General features: G+C 68.7%; 17 protein-coding genes and 1 pseudogene. All 18 read right to left on the bottom strand.

The window, feature by feature from the left end; genetic code table 11:
* Positions 1 to 2: 2 nt before the first annotated feature.
* A complete protein-coding gene (nuoN, locus tag BN971_RS22875; RefSeq protein ID WP_085181955.1) occupies positions 3 to 1,604 on the bottom strand; it encodes an NADH-quinone oxidoreductase subunit NuoN in 1,602 nt (533 codons plus the stop codon).
* Positions 1,604 to 3,160 (bottom strand): NADH-quinone oxidoreductase subunit M, encoded by a 1,557-nt coding sequence (locus BN971_RS22870; protein ID WP_169718627.1) that lies wholly within the window; start codon positions 3,158 to 3,160, stop codon positions 1,604 to 1,606. Before BN971_RS22870 ends, nuoN begins: the two co-directional genes overlap by 1 nt.
* Positions 3,157 to 5,043: an NADH-quinone oxidoreductase subunit L gene (gene nuoL, locus BN971_RS22865; protein ID WP_085181954.1), complete on the bottom strand. Its 1,887-nt coding sequence runs from the start codon at positions 5,041 to 5,043 to the stop codon at positions 3,157 to 3,159. Before nuoL ends, BN971_RS22870 begins: the two co-directional genes overlap by 4 nt.
* Before the next feature lie 10 nt (positions 5,044 to 5,053).
* A complete protein-coding gene (gene nuoK, locus BN971_RS22860) occupies positions 5,054 to 5,353 on the bottom strand; it encodes an NADH-quinone oxidoreductase subunit NuoK (protein ID WP_085181953.1) in 300 nt (99 codons plus the stop codon).
* The gene (locus BN971_RS22855; RefSeq protein ID WP_090350631.1) at positions 5,350 to 6,126 is read right to left on the bottom strand and encodes an NADH-quinone oxidoreductase subunit J; all 777 of its coding nucleotides are present in this window, start codon (positions 6,124 to 6,126) and stop codon (positions 5,350 to 5,352) included. The genes nuoK and BN971_RS22855 overlap by 4 nt, the downstream gene beginning before the upstream one ends.
* Positions 6,127 to 6,158: 32 nt before the next feature.
* Entirely contained in the window at positions 6,159 to 6,704 is a 546-nt protein-coding gene (nuoI, locus tag BN971_RS22850; RefSeq protein ID WP_085181952.1) for an NADH-quinone oxidoreductase subunit NuoI, read from the bottom strand.
* A complete protein-coding gene (nuoH, locus tag BN971_RS22845; RefSeq protein WP_090350629.1) occupies positions 6,697 to 7,941 on the bottom strand; it encodes an NADH-quinone oxidoreductase subunit NuoH in 1,245 nt (414 codons plus the stop codon). Before nuoH ends, nuoI begins: the two co-directional genes overlap by 8 nt.
* 81 nt (positions 7,942 to 8,022) lie before the next feature.
* Positions 8,023 to 8,235 carry a molybdopterin dinucleotide binding domain-containing protein gene (locus BN971_RS26795; RefSeq protein ID WP_428978074.1) on the bottom strand — a complete coding sequence of 71 codons (213 nt, stop codon included), beginning with the start codon at positions 8,233 to 8,235 and terminating at the stop codon, positions 8,023 to 8,025.
* A gap of 40 nt (positions 8,236 to 8,275) precedes the next feature.
* A pseudogene (locus tag BN971_RS22840) lies at positions 8,276 to 9,715 on the bottom strand (NADH-quinone oxidoreductase subunit G); the annotation flags it as partial.
* A complete protein-coding gene (gene nuoF / locus BN971_RS22835; RefSeq protein WP_085181949.1) occupies positions 9,712 to 11,043 on the bottom strand; it encodes an NADH-quinone oxidoreductase subunit NuoF in 1,332 nt (443 codons plus the stop codon). The pseudogene BN971_RS22840 and the gene nuoF, both read right to left, overlap by 4 nt.
* A complete protein-coding gene (gene nuoE, locus BN971_RS22830; RefSeq protein ID WP_085181948.1) occupies positions 11,040 to 11,864 on the bottom strand; it encodes an NADH-quinone oxidoreductase subunit NuoE in 825 nt (274 codons plus the stop codon). Before nuoE ends, nuoF begins: the two co-directional genes overlap by 4 nt.
* On the bottom strand, positions 11,861 to 13,189 hold the full coding sequence (nuoD, locus tag BN971_RS22825; protein WP_085181947.1) for an NADH dehydrogenase (quinone) subunit D: 1,329 nt from the start codon (positions 13,187 to 13,189) through the stop codon (positions 11,861 to 11,863). The genes nuoE and nuoD overlap by 4 nt, the downstream gene beginning before the upstream one ends.
* Complete coding sequence (locus BN971_RS22820) at positions 13,189 to 13,917, bottom strand: NADH-quinone oxidoreductase subunit C (RefSeq protein WP_085181946.1); 729 nt, start codon at positions 13,915 to 13,917, stop codon at positions 13,189 to 13,191. The genes nuoD and BN971_RS22820 overlap by 1 nt, the downstream gene beginning before the upstream one ends.
* Positions 13,914 to 14,468 (bottom strand): NuoB/complex I 20 kDa subunit family protein, encoded by a 555-nt coding sequence (locus BN971_RS22815; protein WP_085181945.1) that lies wholly within the window; start codon positions 14,466 to 14,468, stop codon positions 13,914 to 13,916. Before BN971_RS22815 ends, BN971_RS22820 begins: the two co-directional genes overlap by 4 nt.
* 26 nt (positions 14,469 to 14,494) lie before the next feature.
* On the bottom strand, positions 14,495 to 14,872 hold the full coding sequence (locus tag BN971_RS22810; RefSeq protein WP_085181988.1) for an NADH-quinone oxidoreductase subunit A: 378 nt from the start codon (positions 14,870 to 14,872) through the stop codon (positions 14,495 to 14,497).
* 303 nt (positions 14,873 to 15,175) lie between these two features.
* Positions 15,176 to 15,586, bottom strand: coding sequence for an Rv3143 family two-component system response regulator (locus tag BN971_RS22805; RefSeq protein ID WP_085181944.1), 411 nt, complete (start codon positions 15,584 to 15,586; stop codon positions 15,176 to 15,178).
* A gap of 30 nt (positions 15,587 to 15,616) precedes the next feature.
* Positions 15,617 to 16,153 carry a YceI family protein gene (locus tag BN971_RS22800; RefSeq protein WP_085181943.1) on the bottom strand — a complete coding sequence of 179 codons (537 nt, stop codon included), beginning with the start codon at positions 16,151 to 16,153 and terminating at the stop codon, positions 15,617 to 15,619.
* Between the two features lie 21 nt (positions 16,154 to 16,174).
* Positions 16,175 to 16,570: a nuclear transport factor 2 family protein gene (locus BN971_RS22795; RefSeq protein WP_085181987.1), complete on the bottom strand. Its 396-nt coding sequence runs from the start codon at positions 16,568 to 16,570 to the stop codon at positions 16,175 to 16,177.

The following is a 16,570-nucleotide window of genomic DNA, read 5'->3' as shown; positions in this document are numbered from 1 at the left end:
GCTCAGTGCAGGAGCTGCGCGGTCTGGTCGGCGAGGTTGAGCAGGGGCTGCGGGAAGATCCCCAAACCCAGTGTGGCGAGGGCGCATACGGCGATGGCCGCCTTGCTCAGGATCCCGGGCTCGACGACGTGCGGGGTCTCGTCGGTGGCCTCGGTGAAGAACATCGACACGATCACCCGCACGTAGAAGTAGGCGGCGACCCCGCTGGCGACCACACCGACGACCACCAGCGGCACGGCGCCGCCCCGGGCGGCGGCCTGGAAGACGGCGAGCTTGCTGACGAACCCGCTGGTGAGCGGGATCCCGGCGAAGGCCAGCAGGAACATCGAGAACATCACGCCCACAATGGGATTGCGCTGCCCCAGCCCGGCCCAGCGTGACATGGTGGCGTCCTCGACGCCGTCGGCGTTGCGGATCAGGCCCACGATCGCGAACGCGCCGACCGTGCTGAAGCTGTAGGCCAGCAGGTAGAACAGGGTGGCGGACAGGCCCGCGGGGTTGTCGGCGATGACGCCGGTGAGGATGAAGCCGACGTGCGCTACCGACGAATAGGCCAACAGGCGCTTGACGTCGGTCTGGTTCACCGCGGTGATGGTGCCCACCGCCATCGTCAGGATGGCGATCGCCCACAGCACGGGACGCCATTGCTCGTGCAGGGGCGGCAGCGCGACGTAGACCACCCGGATGAGCGCCCCGAACGCGGCCACCTTGGTGGCCGCCGCCATGAAGCCGGTGATCGGTGTGGGGGCCCCCTGGTAGACGTCGGGGATCCACGAATGGAACGGGACCGCGCCGACTTTGAAGAGCAGGCCGACGGAGAGCAAGGCGACGCCGACCAGCGCCAGCGAGCTGTCGCCGTTGGCGGCCAGCGCGTCCCGGATGCCGGGCAGCAGCAGGGTGCCGGTCGCGCCGTAGAGCAACGCCACGCCGTAGAGGAAGAACGCCGAGGAAAACGCGCCCAGCAGGAAGTACTTCATGGCCGCCTCCTGCGAGAGCAGCCGGCGGTGCCGCGCGAGCCCGCACATCAGGTACAGCGGCAGGGAAAGCACCTCGAGCGCCACGAACATCGTCAGCAGGTCGTTGGACGACGGGAAGACCATCATGCCGCCGACCGACAGCATCGCGAGCGGGAAGAGCTCGGTCTGGCCGGCCCCGGCCCGTTGGGCCTCGGCCTCGGCCTCGCTGCCGGGGACCGCGGAGGCCTGCGGTGTAAAGGAATCCAGGCCGCCGCGCCCCGCGCCCGCCGCCACGGCCACCTTGGCCTCGCCGGCCCGCGTGGCCGCCTTGCTCTGGGTGCGTTCGGCCATGAAGATCACCGCCAGCACCGCGACCAGGAGCACCGTGCCCTGCAGGTACAGCGCCGGCCGGTCGATGGCTATCGCGCCCAGGACGGCCGTGCGCCCGGAGGACGGAATCGACTGGGCCACTTTGATGGTCGCGACGAACGCCGCGATCAGCCCGGCGAGGGCGAGCGTCACCTGGGCGACGTAGCGAGTTCGCCGGGGCAGGAAGGCCTCGACGAGCACGCCGGCCACGGCCACGCCGAACACGATGAGCATCGGGGACAGCAGGAAGTACTCGACGCTGGGCGTGGGAATGGGCATCAGTGCGCTCCTTCGGCGGTCCGGGGCGGCACAGTCGGCGCGGGATCATGCTGGCCGATGGTGGTCATGGTGTTCTCGACGGCGGGGTTGATCAGGTCCAGCACCGGCTTGGGATAGACGCCGAGGCCGAGCATCAGCGCGATCAACGGTGCGACGACCAGCAATTCGCGGGCGCGCAGGTCGCCGATGCGTTCGTTGCCACTGGCCACCGGGCCCGTCATCAGCCGCTGGTAGAGCCACAGCATGTAGACCGCGGAGAGCACCAGCGCGGTGACGCCGAACGCGGCCGCCAGCCAATACCGGTTGAAAGTGCCCAGCAGGACCAGGAACTCGCTGACGAACGGCGCCAGGCCGGGCAGCGACAGGGTCGCCATCGCCGAGACCAGGAAGGTGCCCGCCAGGACGGGCGCGACCTTCTGCACGCCGCCGTAGTCGGCGATCGCGCGGCTGCCGTGGCGGGAGATCAGGAAGCCCGCGATCAGGAACACCGCCGCGGTGGACAGGCCGTGGTTGAGCATGTACAGCGTCGACCCGCTCTGGCCCTGGCTGGTCATCACGAAGATGCCCAGGATGATGAAGCCGAAGTGCGAGATCGAGGTATAGGCGATCAGCCGCATGATGTCCTTTTGCCCGATCGCCACGATCGCGCCGTAGATCACCCCGATGACGGCCAGCACCACGATCAGCGGACGGAAATACGTTGAGGCGCCGGGGAACAGCTGCAGGCAGTAGCGCAGCATGCCGAAGGTGCCGACCTTGTCCATCACCGCCATCATCAGCACCGCGGTCGCCGGCGTGGCCTCCACCGCGGCGTCGGGCAGCCAGCGGTGGAACGGCCACAGCGGGGCCTTGATCGCGAAGGCGAACATGAAGCCCAGGAAGAGCGCCTTGAACACCGCCGGGTCCGCGCCGTACCGGCCCGACGCGACGCCGGCGACGATGTCGCGGAAGTCGAAGGTGCCCGAGCCGTGCTGCGCGGTCACCACGTACAGCCCGATGACCGCGGCAAGCATGATCAGCCCGCCGAACAGGTTGTACAGCAAGAACTTCACCGCCGCGCGGGACCTATTGCGGCCGCCGCCGAAACCGCCGATCAGGAAGTACATCGGGACGAGCATCGCCTCGAAGAACACGTAGAACAGCAGCACGTCCAGCGCGGTCACCGAGATCAGCACCATCGACTCGATGGCCAGGGTCAGGGCGACGTAGGCGTGGACCCCCCGCTTGCGTTCCCCGGCGTCGTTCCAGCCGGCCACCTGCAGCAGCGGGATCAGGACGGCCGTCAGCAGCACCAGCACCACCGCGATGCCGTCCACGCCGAGGGAGTAGCCGGCGCCGAACGCCGGGATCCACGGGTGGTTTTCCACGAATTGGTAGGTGGGGCCGCCGGTTTTGAAGCCGACGGTGATCACGAGCGCGACCGCCAGCGTCAGCACGCCGAAGAGCAGGCCGGCCCACTTGGCCAGCTGTCGCGCGCCCGGGGGCAGCACGATGATCAGCAGGGAACCCGCCAGCGGCAGCAGCCACAGGACGCTGAGCCAGGGAACGTTGCTCACCAGACCTTCACCGCCAGGATCAGGGCGACCACCAGGACGGCGCCGGCGAGCATCGACAGCGCGTAGTTGCGGGCGAAGCCGGTCTGGAAGCCGCGCAGGAAGTTCGAGGTCCGGCCGACCAGCGCCGCAAGCGCATTGACCGAGCCGTCCACTCCGGCGTCGTCGACCTCGACCAGCGCCGCGGTCAGTTGCGCGCCAGGGCGCATGAACACCTCCTCGTTGAAGGCATCGCCGTAGAGGTCCCGGCGCGCGGCCGTCGTCAGCGGGTTGACCGCGAGCGGGGCCACCCGCGGGATGGCCGCGGTGGCGTACATCCGGTAGGCCACCGCGATGCCGATCGCGACGACGCCCAGCGCCAGCGCGGTGCTGACCCAGGCGGGCAGGGCGTGCGTGGTTTCCTCGTGGGCGCCGACGACGGGCTCGAGCCAGCGCCGCAGGGTGCCGCCGACCGCCAGCAGGCCACCGGCGAACACCGAGCCGAACGCGAGCAGGATCATCGGGAACGTCATCAGGGCGGGCGCCTCGTGCGGGTGTGTGCCCGGCGCCCAACGCTTTTGGCCGAAGAAGGTCATCAGCATCACCCGTGTCATGTAGAACGCGGTGACGCCCGCGCCCAGTAGCGCGGCCCCGCCCAGCACGTAGCCCCGCACCCCGCCCGAGGCGAGCGCCGCCTCGATGATGGCGTCCTTGGAGAAGTAGCCCGCGAACGGCGGCACGCCGATGATCGCCAGGTAGCCGAGCCCGAAGGTGGCGAAGGTGATCGGCAGCGCGGTGCGCAGGCCGCCGTAGCGGCGCATGTCCTGCTCCTCGTGCATCGCGTGGATGACCGCGCCGGAGCCGAGGAACAGGCCGGCCTTGAAGAAGCCGTGGGTGAGCAGGTGCATGATCGCGAACGCGTAGCCGGCCGGGCCCAGCCCGGCGGCCAGCACCATGTAGCCGATCTGGCTCATGGTCGACGCCGCCAGCGCGCGCTTGATGTCGTCCTTGGCGCAGCCGATGAACGCGCCGAGCAGCAACGTGACCGCGCCGACGATGACGACGGCCAGCTGCGCGCCGGGCGCCAGGTTGTACAGGGGGTTGGACCGCACGATCAGGTACACGCCGGCGGTCACCATGGTGGCGGCGTGGATCAGCGCGGACACCGGGGTGGGGCCCTCCATCGCGTCACCCAGCCAGGCCTGCAGCGGAACCTGGGCGGACTTGGCGCAGGCGCCGAGCAGCAGCAGCAGGCCCATGGCGGTCAGCGCGCCCCGGCCGGCGGCGGGCGCGCCGGCGAACACCCCGGCGTAGGACAGGGTGCCGAACGTGCTGAACATCAGGAACATTCCGACCGCCAGGCCGGCGTCCCCGACCCGGTTCATCACGAACGCCTTCTTGGCGGCGGTGGCCGCGGACGGCTTGTGGTACCAGAAGCCGATCAGCAGGTAGGACGCCAGGCCGACGCCCTCCCAGCCGACGTAGAGCACCAGGTAGTTGTCGGCGACGACCAGCAGCAGCATGGAGGCCAGGAACAGGTTGAGGTAGCCGAAGAACCGGCGCCGGTCCGGGTCGTCGGCCATGTAGGCGACCGAGTAGATGTGGATCAGCGACCCGACCCCGGTGATGAGCAGGACGAAACACATGGACAGCTGGTCGATCTGCATGCCGACGTCGACGTGCAGCTGCCCCACGGGAATCCAGGTGAACAACTTCTGGTGGATGGCGCGGTCGTCCCCGGCGCGGCCGAGCATGTCGGCCAGCAGCGTCGCCCCCACACCGAACGACGCGACGGCGGCCAGGCAGCCGAGCCAGTGGCCCCAGGCGTCGGTGCGCCTGCCGCCGAACAGCAGGATCACGGCCCCCGCCAGTGGCAGTGCCACGAGCAGCCAGGTGAGTTGTGTCATCTTGGCGTTCTCAGCCTTTGAGTAGGTTCGCGTCGTCGACCGACGCCGATTTACGGGCACGGAAGATGCTCATGATGATGGCCAGGCCGATCACGACCTCGCAGGCGGCCACCACCATGGTGAAGAACGCGATCATCTGTCCATCGAGGTGGCCGTGCATGCGCGCGAACGTGACGAACGCCAGGTTGACGGCGTTGAGCATCAGCTCGACGCACATGAACATGACGATGGCGTTGCGGCGCAACAGCACCCCGGCGGCGCCGATGGTGAACAACAGCGCCGAAAGGTACAGGTAATTGGCCGGGTTCACGACGCGCCGCCCTTCACCTTCTCCGGGACGGGGGTCGGCTTGCCGTCCCCGCCGCGGCTGTGCAGGATCGACGACACCGACAGCTCCGAGTACGAGCCGTCGGGCAGCAGCGCGGCCACGTCGACCGCGTTGTGCCGGGCGTAGACACCCGGGCTCGGCATGGGGGTGGCGTGGCCGCCGGCCCGGAAGCGTTCCTCCGACAGCTCCCGCTGCGTCTTGCGGCGCTCGAAACGCTCGCGGTGCGCCAGCACCATCGCCCCGATCGCCGCGGTGATCAGCAGGGCGCTGGTGAGCTCGAACGCCCACAGGTAGCGCGAGAAGATCAGCGCGGCAAGGCCTTCGACGTTGCCGCCTGAGTTGGCGGCGGTCAGCCCGGCGAACCCGCCGGTCGCCACGTTGCCGATGGCGGCCAGCAGCAGGATGCCGAACCCGAGACCGACCACCACCGCCGCGACGCGCTGCCCGTGCAGCGTCTCCTTCAGCGATTCCGCGGAATCCACGCCGATCAGCATCAGCACGAACAGGAACAGCATCATCACCGCGCCGGTGTAGACCACGACCTGCACGACACCGAGGAACAGCGCGTCCTGGACCATGTAGAAGACCGCGAGGATGATCATCGTCATCGCCAGGAACATCGCCGAGTACACGGCGTTGACCGCCAGCACGACCCCGAGGGCGCCGGCGACCGCGAGCACGCCCAGGATCCAGAACGTCACCGCCTCGCCCGTCGAGGTGCGAACGAGCGTGTCGGCGGCCAGGTTTGAGGCCAGATTCGAGGCCAGGTTCGAGGCCAGCACCGCGGTCACCGGGATTCCCCGACGTCCTGGGGCTCGCGCAGGCCCTCCGCGGTCACGTTGCCCAGGTAGTAGTCCTTGTCGGTCGCGCCCGGGGCCCGGGGGTGCGGGGGAGCGGTCATCTCGGGCAGCAGCGGCGCCAGCAGCCGGTCCTTCTCGTAGATCAGGTCGGCGCGGTTGTCGTCGGCCAGCTCGTAGTCGTTGGTCATCGTCAGCGCGCGGGTGGGGCACGCCTCGATGCACAGCCCGCAGCCGATGCAGCGCAGGTAATTGATCTGGTACACCCGGCCGTAACGCTCGCCCGGGGAGAACCGCTGCTCTTCGGTGTTGTCGGCGCCCTCGACGTAGATGGCGTCGGCCGGGCAGGCCCAGGCGCACAACTCGCAGCCGATGCACTTCTCCAGGCCGTCGGGGTACCGATTGAGTTGGTGGCGGCCGTGATAGCGGGGCGCGACCGGTCCCGGCTTCTCCGGATATTCCTCGGTGACGTTCCTCTTGAAGATCGACCCGAACGTCACGCCGAATCCGGCGACGGCGTCAAGAAACTTAGGCACGTGCTTTCTCCTTGCTCGCCCGCGTGGGCAGCGGCGGTGTCGGGAAGGCGGTCTCGGCGCCGACGGGACCCGACCCTTGCTGACGGCGGAGCTGGCGTTCCATCGCGCGAATGCTGGGCGCGGTGAACGGCTTTCGCAACAGCAGCACCAGCACGACGGCGAAGACGAGGCTGCACACCACCAGCAACGGGGTCCAGTGCGCGTAGCCCTGGTTGCGCATCGTGCGGATGACCGCCGCGATCAGCACCCACACCAGCGAGGCCGGGATCAGCAGTTTCCAGCCCAGCGCCATGAACTGGTCGTAGCGCAGCCGGGGCAGGCTGGCGCGCAGCCAGAAGTAGATGAACAGGAAGGTCCACATCTTCGCGGTGAACCAGAGCACCGGCCACCAGCCGGTGTTGGCGCCCGCCCACATGTTCAGCGGCCACGGCGCATGCCAGCCGCCGAAGAACAGGGCCGTCGCCAGGGACGACACCGTCATCATGTTGACGTACTCGGCGAGCATGAACATCGCGAACTTCAGCGACGAGTACTCGGTGTGGAAACCGGCGACCAGCTCGCCCTCGGCCTCGGGCAGATCGAAAGGCGCGCGGTTGGTTTCGCCGACCATCGAGATCAGGTAGATGATGAACGACGGCAGCAACAGGAACCCGTACCAGACCCGGTTCTGGGAGTTGACGATCACCGACGTCGACATGGAGCCGGCGTAGAGGAACACCGCCGCGAACGACAGCCCCATCGCGACCTCATAGGAGATCACCTGCGCGGTGGAGCGCACCCCGCCCAGCAGCGGGTAGGTGGACCCGGACGCCCAGCCGCCCAGCACGATCCCGTACACCCCGATCGCGGAGAGCCCCAAGATGAACAGCACGGCCACCGGCAGGTCGGTCAGCTGCAACGGGGTCCGGTGGCCGAACACCGAGACCACCGGGCCGAACGGGATGAACGCGAAGGCCGTGAACGCCGGGATCACCGAAATGCACGGCGCCGCAAAGTAAACGAACCAGTCGACGCCCTTGGGGGTGATGCTCTCCTTGAGCGCCAGCTTGATCCCGTCGGCCAGGCTCTGCAGGGTGCCCCACGGGCCCGTCCGGTTAGGGCCGGGCCGCAGCTGCATCCAGCCCAGGATCTTGCGCTCGAGCAGGATCGCCACCAGCACGTTCAGCATGAGGAACACGAACACGGCCAGCGCCTTGCCCAGCACCAGCCACCAGGGGTCGTGTCCGAAGGCGGTCAACATTTTCGCCGCTCCTCCTCATCGCTCCATCCCCCGCAAGCGGGTGGTGCCCCCACTGCATCGTCGACGGCGGTCAACATCTCAGTTCACTCCGATCCGCACGACGCTGCCGACGGTGACCCCGAGCTGCCGGTGCACCGCCGAGCCGGGCGAGTTCAGCGGCAGCCACGCGACCCGGTCGGGCATGTCGGTGACGCACAACGGCAGGGTGATCGACCCGCGATCCGTGCTGACGGTGACCGCGTCGCCGTCGCCGGCGCCGATCTCGGCCGCGGTGTCGGCCGACAGCCGCACCACCGGCTTGTGCGCGGTGCCCGCCAGGTGCGGCTCACCGTCGTTCCCCGACCATGATCACGGCGCCGGGCTGGCCCAGCAGGTCCTTGAGGGGACCCGGGCCCGCGCCGTCGGCCAGCCCGTCGAGGGCCGCGGCTTCGGCGCCGGGCTCCGTCTTGATCAGGTGGCCGGACATCTTCGTCAGGGCGCGGGTCGCGAACGGGGCGACCGCGTACACCCGGAGCCCGCGTTTGCGCGCGGCCTTGCGCAACCGCAGGAACACGATGGGCGACTCGTCCTCGGGCTCGAAGCCGGCGAGCACCACGACGGGGGCGGATTCCAGGTCGGCGTAGCTGGCGGTGCGCCGGCCGGCGACCCGGGCGGCCAGGAAGTCGGCCTCCTCGGCGGAGTGCGGGCGCGCGCGGAAGTCAATGTCGTTGGTTTCCAAGACGATTCGCGCGAACTTGCTATAGGCGTAGGCGTCCTCCCAGGTGACCCGCCCGCCGGTCAGCACGCCGGTGCGCCCGCGGGCCTGCGCGAGGCCGCGGGCCGCCGTCGCCATCGCGTGCGACCACGACGCCGGCTGCAGCGCGCCGTCGGCGTCGCGGATCAGCGGGGTGGTGATCACGTCCGGCTGGGTGGTGTAGGTGAACGCCCACCGGCCCTTGTCGCAGTTCCACTCCTCGTTGACCTCGGGGTCGTCCCCGGCCAGCCGGCGCAACACCTTGCCGCGACGGTGATCGGTGCGCTGGGCGCATCCCGACGCGCAGTGCTCGCACACGCTGGGGCTGGACACCAGGTCGAACGGGCGGGCCCGGAATCGGTAGGCCGTCCCGGTCAGCGCGCCCACCGGGCAGATCTGCACCGTGTTGCCCGAAAAGTAGGACTCGAACGGCTCGTTGGCGTAGATGCCGACCTGCTGCAGCGCGCCGCGCTCCTGCATGTCGATGAACGGGTCCCCGGCGATCTGCTCGGAGAACCGGGTGCACCGCGCGCACAGGATGCAGCGCTCGCGGTCGAGCAGGACCTGCGAGGAGATGTTGATCGGCTTGGCGAACGTGCGCTTGACGTCGGTGAAACGGGAATCGGCGCGGCCGTTGGACATTGCCTGGTTCTGCAGCGGGCACTCGCCGCCCTTGTCGCACATCGGGCAGTCCAGCGGATGGTTGATCAGCAGCAGTTCCATCACACCGTGCTGGGCCTTGTCCGCGGCCTCGCTGGTCACCTGCGTGCGCACCACCATGTCGTCGGTGCACGCGATGGTGCACGACGCCATCGGCTTGCGCTGGCCCTCGACCTCGACCAGGCACTGCCGGCACGCGCCCACCGGCTCCAGCAGGGGGTGGTCGCAGAACCGCGGGATCTGAATGCCCATCAATTCGGCGGCGCGAATCACCAATGTGCCCTTGGGCACGCTGATTTCGTTGCCGTCGATGGTCAGGGTCACCATCTCCGGTGGACGTACCTCGTCGCCGGTGTCGGTCTTGGCGGCCTGAGTCATGAGCCCTTTCCGTTCGGCGTCAGCATGGAGTCCCGGGGGTCGAACGGGCATCCACCGCCCTCGACGTGCGCGACGTATTCGTCGCGGAAGTACTGGATCGACGACATCACGGGGCTGGCGGCGCCATCGCCCAACGCGCAGAAGGACTTTCCGAGGATGGTGTCGGAGATGTCCAGCAGCTTGTCGATGTCCTCGCCGGTGCCCCTGCCGGTCTCCAGCCGTTCGTAGATCTGGTCGAGCCAGAACGTGCCCTCCCGGCAGGGGGTGCACTTGCCGCACGACTCGTGCTTGTAGAAGTACGTCCATCGCCGCACCGCCCGCACCACGCAGGTGGTCTCGTCGAAGATCTCCAGCGCCTTGGTGCCGAGCATCGAGCCGGCGGCGCCCACGCCCTCGTAGTCGAGCGGAACGTCGAGGTGCTCGTCGGTCAGCAGCGGGGTGGACGACCCGCCGGGTGTCCAGAACTTGAGCCGGTGACCGGCCCGCACCCCGCCGGCGTAGGCGAGCAACTCCCGCAACGTGATTCCGAGCGGGGCCTCGTACTGGCCGGGGCGTTCGACGTGACCCGACAGCGAGTACAGCGTGAAGCCGGGCGATTTCTCGGTGCCCATGGACCGGAACCAGTCGACGCCGTTGAGCACGATCGAGGGCACGCTGGCGATGGTTTCGACGTTGTTGATCACCGTGGGGCAGCCGTAGAGGCCGGCCACCGCGGGGAAGGGCGGCCGCAGCCGCGGCTGGCCGCGGCGGCCTTCGAGCGAATCCAGCAGCGCCGTCTCCTCGCCGCAGATGTAGGCGCCGGCGCCGGCGTGCACCACCAGTTCCAGGTCGAAGCCGGAACCGTTGATGTCGCGGCCGAGGTAGCCCGCGGCGTAGGCCTCGGCCACCGCGTTCTGCAGGCGGCGCAACACCGGGACCACCTCACCGCGCACGTAGATGAACGCGTGGCTGGCCCGGATCGCGTAGGCGGCGATGATGACGCCCTCGACGAGCACGTGCGGCGTCGCCAGCATCAGCGGAATGTCCTTGCAGGTGCCGGGTTCCGACTCGTCGGCGTTGACCACCAGGTAGTGCGGCTTGGCCGCCGGGCCGGTGTCGCCCTGCGGGATGAACGACCACTTGGTCCCGGTCGAGAAGCCGGCGCCACCGCGTCCGCGCAGCCCGGAGTCCTTGACCATGCCGATGACCGCGTCGGGGTCCATGGCCAGGGCCTTGGTCATCGCCTGGTAGCCGTCGTGCCGTCGATAGGTGTCCAGGGTCCACGACTCGGGGTCGTCCCAGTACCGGCTGATCACCGGGGTCAGCGGCGTTGCCTCCGACGTGGTCATGACGAGGCCTCCGGCGACGCGGGCGCTTGCGGCGCCTCCATGCCGTGCTCCCTGGCCACCTTCAGCCCGGCCAGGGTGGCCTCGCCGGCGCCGCCCTGCCCCTGGTCGGCGCGCTCGTCGGGCAGCCCGGCCAGGATCCGCGACGTCTCCCGGAAGGCGCACAGCGGGGCACCGCGGGTGGGCGGCTTGGGCTTTCCGGCCCGCAGGGAGTCGACGAGCTCGCGCGCGGACTCGCACGTCTGGTTGTCGTAGAACTCCCAGTTGACCATCACCACGGGCGCGAAGTCGCAGGCGGCGTTGCATTCGATGTGCTGCAACGTGACCGAGCCGTCCTCGGTCGTCTCGTCGTTGCCGATCCCGAGGTGTTCCTTGAGGTCCTCGAAGATCGCGTCGCCGCCCATGATGGCGCACAGCGTGTTCGTGCACACCCCGACCAGGTAGTCGCCGGTCGGGCCGCGGCGGTACATGGTGTAGAAACTGGCCACCGCCGACACCTCGGCACCGGTCAAACCGACCTGCTCGCTGCAGAATTCGAGCCCCGCCGGTGTCAGGTAGGAGTCCTCGGCCTGCACCAGGTGCAGCAACGGCAACAGCGCCGAACGCTTGCTGGGGTAGCGGCCCATGATCTCCTTGGCGTCCACCTCCAGGCGCGCCCGCACCTCCGGTGGGTACGTCTTCGGCGCGCCCTCGACGACGAACGCGTTGGGCTCCTCGGGCGGCGGCCCCAGCCGGAGGAACACCGGCTGGCCCTGCGGTCCCGTCTCCGCCTGACGACGATCCGGCCGCGTAGCGGGCGGGGAGGAGTCGGGCAATTCGGTCATCGGTCCACCCCGCCCATGACCGGGTCGATGCTGGCGACCGCGGTGATCAGGTCGGCGACCATCCCGCCCTCGCACATCGCGGCGACCGACTGCAGGTTGGTGAAGGAGGGGTCCCGGTAGTGCACCCGGTAGGGGCGGGTGCCGCCGTCGCTGACCATGTGCACGCCCAGTTCCCCGCGCGGCGATTCCACCGCGGTGTACACCTGTCCCGCCGGAACCCGGATGCCCTCGGTGACGAGCTTGAAGTGGTGGATCAGCGCCTCCATCGAGCTGCCCATGATCTTGGCGATGTGCTCTTCCGAGTTGCCCATGCCGTCGGGGCCCACCTTCAGGTCGGCCGGCCAGGCGATCTTGCGGTCCTCGACCATGATCGGGCCCGGCTTCAACTTGTCCAGACACTGTTCGACGATCTTGACCGACTCCCACATCTCGTTGACGCGAATCATGTAGCGCCCGTAAGCATCACACGTGTCGGCGGTGATCACGTCGAATTCGTAGTTCTCGTATCCGCAGTAGGGTTCGCTCTTGCGCAGGTCGTGGGGCAGGCCGGTGGCGCGCAGGATCGGCCCGGTGATGCCCAGCGCCATGCAGCCGGTCAGGTCGAGGTAGCCCACGTCGCAGGTGCGGGCCTTCCAGATGGCGTTCTCGTTGAGCAGCTCGCCCATTTCGCGCAGCACCTGGCGCAGCGGCTTGAGGGCTTCGGCGATGTCGGACTCCGCACCCGGCGGCAGGTCCTGGGCCACGCCCCCCGGCCGGATGTAGGCGCTGTTCATCCTCAACCCGGAGATCTTCTCGAACAGCGTCAGGACGATCTCGCGGCCGCGGAACCCGACGAACATCGGGGTCATGGCGCCCAGTTCCATGCCGCCGGTGGCCAGCGCGACCAGGTGCGAGGAGATCCGGTTGAGCTCCATCATCATCACCCGGATGACGTTGACCCGGTCCGGGATCTGCTCGGTGATGCCGAGCAGTTTCTCCACGCCCAGGCAGTACGCGGTCTCGTTGAAAAACGGTGACAGGTAATCCATTCGGGTCACGAAGGTGACGCCCTGGGTCCAGTAGCGGTATTCGAGGTTCTTCTCGATCCCGGTGTGCAGGTAGCCGATTCCGCAGCGGACCTCGGTGACGGTCTCGCCCTCGATCTCGAGGATCAGCCGCAACACGCCGTGCGTCGACGGGTGCTGGGGGCCCATGTTGACGACGATCCGTTCGCCGGGGTCGACCTTGCGGGCCGCGTCGACGATCTGGTCCCAGTCCTGGCCTCCGGCGACCAGGACCGTCTGGCCGGCGTCTCCGTCGTGTTTGGAGTCAGCGATCGTGCTCATCAGTTGTAGGCTCTCCGCTCGTCGGGCGGGGGTATTTGCGCCCCTTTGTATTCGACGGGAATGCCGCCGAGGGGGTAGTCCTTGCGCTGCGGATGTCCGTGCCAGTCGTCGGGCATCTCGATGCGCGTCAGCGACGGGTGCCCGTCGAAGATGATCCCGAAGAAGTCGTAGGTCTCGCGCTCGTGCCAGTCGTTGGTCGGGTAGACCGAGAACAGCGACGGGATGTGTGGATCGCTGTCGGGCGCAGCAACTTCCAACCGCACCCGGCGGTTGTGGGTGATCGACTGCAGCGGGTAGACGGCGTGCAGTTCGCGGCCGGTCTCGTGCGGGTAGTGGACACCGCTGACCCCCAGGCACATCTCGAAGCGCAGGCCCGGTTCGTCCCGAAGGCGCTGGGCGACCTGCGGCAGCTTGTCGCGGTGCACGTGCAGGGTGAGTTCGTCGCGGAACACCACGACTTTCTCGATGGCGTCGGTGAATTCGACGCCCTCGCCCCGCAGGGCCTCGGTGAGGGTGTCGACCACCTCGTCGAAGTAGCCGCCGTAGGGGCGCGGCGTGCTGCCGGGAAGGGTGATCTCCCGCACCAGCCGGCCGTATCCGGTGGTGTCGCCGGTGCCGGTGATCCCGAACATGCCGCGGCGGACGTTGATCACCTCTTCGTCCGCTCCCGGTGGCGTCCCTCCCACCTCGCCGGCCGCGCGCTTGGGGTCGTGATCCGGTGAGCTCATCGCAACTGCCCGAGCATCTCGATCGTGGGCCGGGCCCCCATGGCGGCCTGCTCCGCCTCGGCGATGGCCTGCTCGCGGTTGACGCCGAGCGGCATCTGCTGAATCTTCTCGTGCAGCTTGAGGATTGCGTGCAGCAGCATCTCGGGGCGGGGCGGGCAGCCGGGCAGGTAGATGTCCACCGGTACCACGTGATCCACGCCCTGCACGATCGCGTAGTTGTTGAACATCCCGCCCGAGGACGCGCAGACGCCCATGGCCAGCACCCATTTCGGCTCGGCCATCTGGTCGTAGATCTGCCGCAGGACGGGCGCCATCTTCTGGCTGACCCGCCCGGCCACGATCATCAGGTCGGCCTGCCGCGGCGTCGCCGAGAACCGCTCCATGCCGAAGCGCGCGATGTCGAATCTCGGCCCGGCGGTTGCCATCATCTCGATGGCGCAGCACGCCAGGCCGAACGTGGCCGGCCACAACGAGTTCTTGCGGACGTATCCGGCCACCTTCTCGACCGTAGACAGCAGGATCCCACCGGGAAGCTGTTCCTCCAGGCCCACGCCTTACCTCAATCCCATCTCAGCGCTTAGTCCCACGTCAGGCCGCCGCGCCGCCACACGTAGGCGTAGGCCACGAAGACCGTGAGCATGAACACCACCATCTCGACCAACGCGAACGTTCCGAGGGCGTCGTAGCTGACGGCCCAGGGATACAGGAACACGATTTCGATGTCGAAGACGATGAACAACATTGCGGTCAGGTAGTACTTCACCGGGAACCGTTGGCCGGGAGTGGCCTGCGGTCCGCTGACCGGCGTCTCGGTGGGCTCGATGCCGCACTCGTAGGCCGCCAGCTTGGACTTGTTGTACCGCGACGGGCCGACCAGGCTCGCCAGCACAACGGAGCCCACCGCGAAGGCCGCGGCTATCGCTCCCAGCACCAGGATGGGTATGTAGGCGTTCAACTCGCTCCATGATCCGTCGTACGGGCCGCCTTCCGACACCGCTGAGCGGCGGGAGGGCGGTGGTCGGGCTGCTGTGACGAACCGGGTCTGTGGTCCGCCGCAGTGACCTTCAACATAGCGTCGCGAGGTCAGGCGTGTCGTGTCGGGGTGGGGGTATTCGACTGGGATTTATGTCTCGTTTTGGCCCGCGGCGGCCCCCCGCCCGCCGCTGCCGTCGGCGGCATCTCCCGCGCCCGGTGACGCGGGCAGTCGGTTATGGGGTGTTATCGCAGGTGAGCCGCGATCGCAGCGCGGCTTCTCGGCCTACCGGGTCGGCGTCCGCAGCAGCCCCAGCACGGTGCGGCCCAGCACGATCGGGTCGAGGGGATGCGGCACCGCGGCCTCGGCGCGTGACCAGCTGGCCAGCCAGGCGTCGTCGGGGCGGCCGGTGAGCACCACAATCGGTGGGCAGGTGGCGAGTTCGTCCTTGAGCTGTTTGGCGATTCCCATGCCGCCGGTCGGCGTCGCCTCCCCGTCGAGGATCGCCAGGTCGATGCCGCCCTCGTCCATCGTGCGGATCACCATCGGGCCGGTGGCCACCTCGACGTAGGTCAGCTCCGGCAGGTCGGGGTGCAGCCGGGTGCCCAGCGCCCGCATCACCTGCTCGCGGGTTCGGGCGTTGTCGCTGTAGACAAGGATCCGCAGGGCGCTGGAGTCGGGGCTCGAGTCGGGCACGGTGCAGATGGTACTGGTGCCGGGCCCGTCTTACCGGGGCGACCGCGCGAAGACGAGCTCGGCGGCGGCGGTCGCCGACGCGCCGATCATGCCGAGTGGGTTCCCGCCCAGGTTGAACCGGGCGCGATCCACCTCGGCGCGGCCGGAAACGCGGACCGAGCCGTCGTCGAGTTCGGTGATCGTGGCGGGTACCGGCAGCGGGGCGCTGACGCCCTTGACGGTGAAGGTGGCCCGGAGATCGGCGGACCTCCCGCCGGTGGGCTGCAGGCCGGTGACGACGACGCTGATCTGGCCGAAGCGCTCGACGTCGAAGAAGTCCTCCGACCGCAGATGCTTGTCGCGGCGTGCGATCCCGGTGTTCAGCGAGGCCGCGCGGATGTCGACGCGGCCGGAAACATCGCCCCCGCCCGCCAGGTGCCCTTCACCGCTGAACTCGGTGAAGCGCCCCCTGACCCGCAGCAGGCCCCACGCGTTGGCGATCTTGAACGTGATGGCCGAGCGGTCCGGGAGCAGGCTCCACGCGCCCGCAGCGTCGGGATCGTTCAGCAGGGTTTCCAGAGTGGTCATCTTTCCCAATTCCTGGTCGTGTCAGCCGGTGCCGAGCAGCGGTGCGATCTCGGCGGGGTCGAAGTACTCGTCGATCCGGGTGATCAGGCCGTCGGCGGCCACCCGGATCACGATGCAGACCCGCATCGAGATCGATTGTCCGGCATGGCCGGTGGCGTGCAAGACGTGCTGCTGGACGAAGCCGGACTCGAAGAGCTGACGGTCGAGGATCTCGTAGCGGCGGGCGGTGGTCGCGGTGATGAACCAGTCGATGACGCGCAGCGCGCGCGCCTTGTCGTTATCGCGGCGGGCACCCACCCGCCAGACCGCGATGTCGTCGCTCCACATCCGGTCGACCGCGCCGAAATCGCCGTTCTCGATCGCGGCGAACAGGCGGTCGGCCGTGCCGAGAATGGTTTGCGTGCCTGCGGCGGGCAT

Origin of the sequence: Mycobacterium bohemicum DSM 44277, from assembly GCF_001053185.1 — a bacterium.
Taxonomy (GTDB): domain Bacteria; phylum Actinomycetota; class Actinomycetes; order Mycobacteriales; family Mycobacteriaceae; genus Mycobacterium; species Mycobacterium bohemicum.
This window is presented reverse-complemented; position numbering and strand designations above follow the sequence as displayed.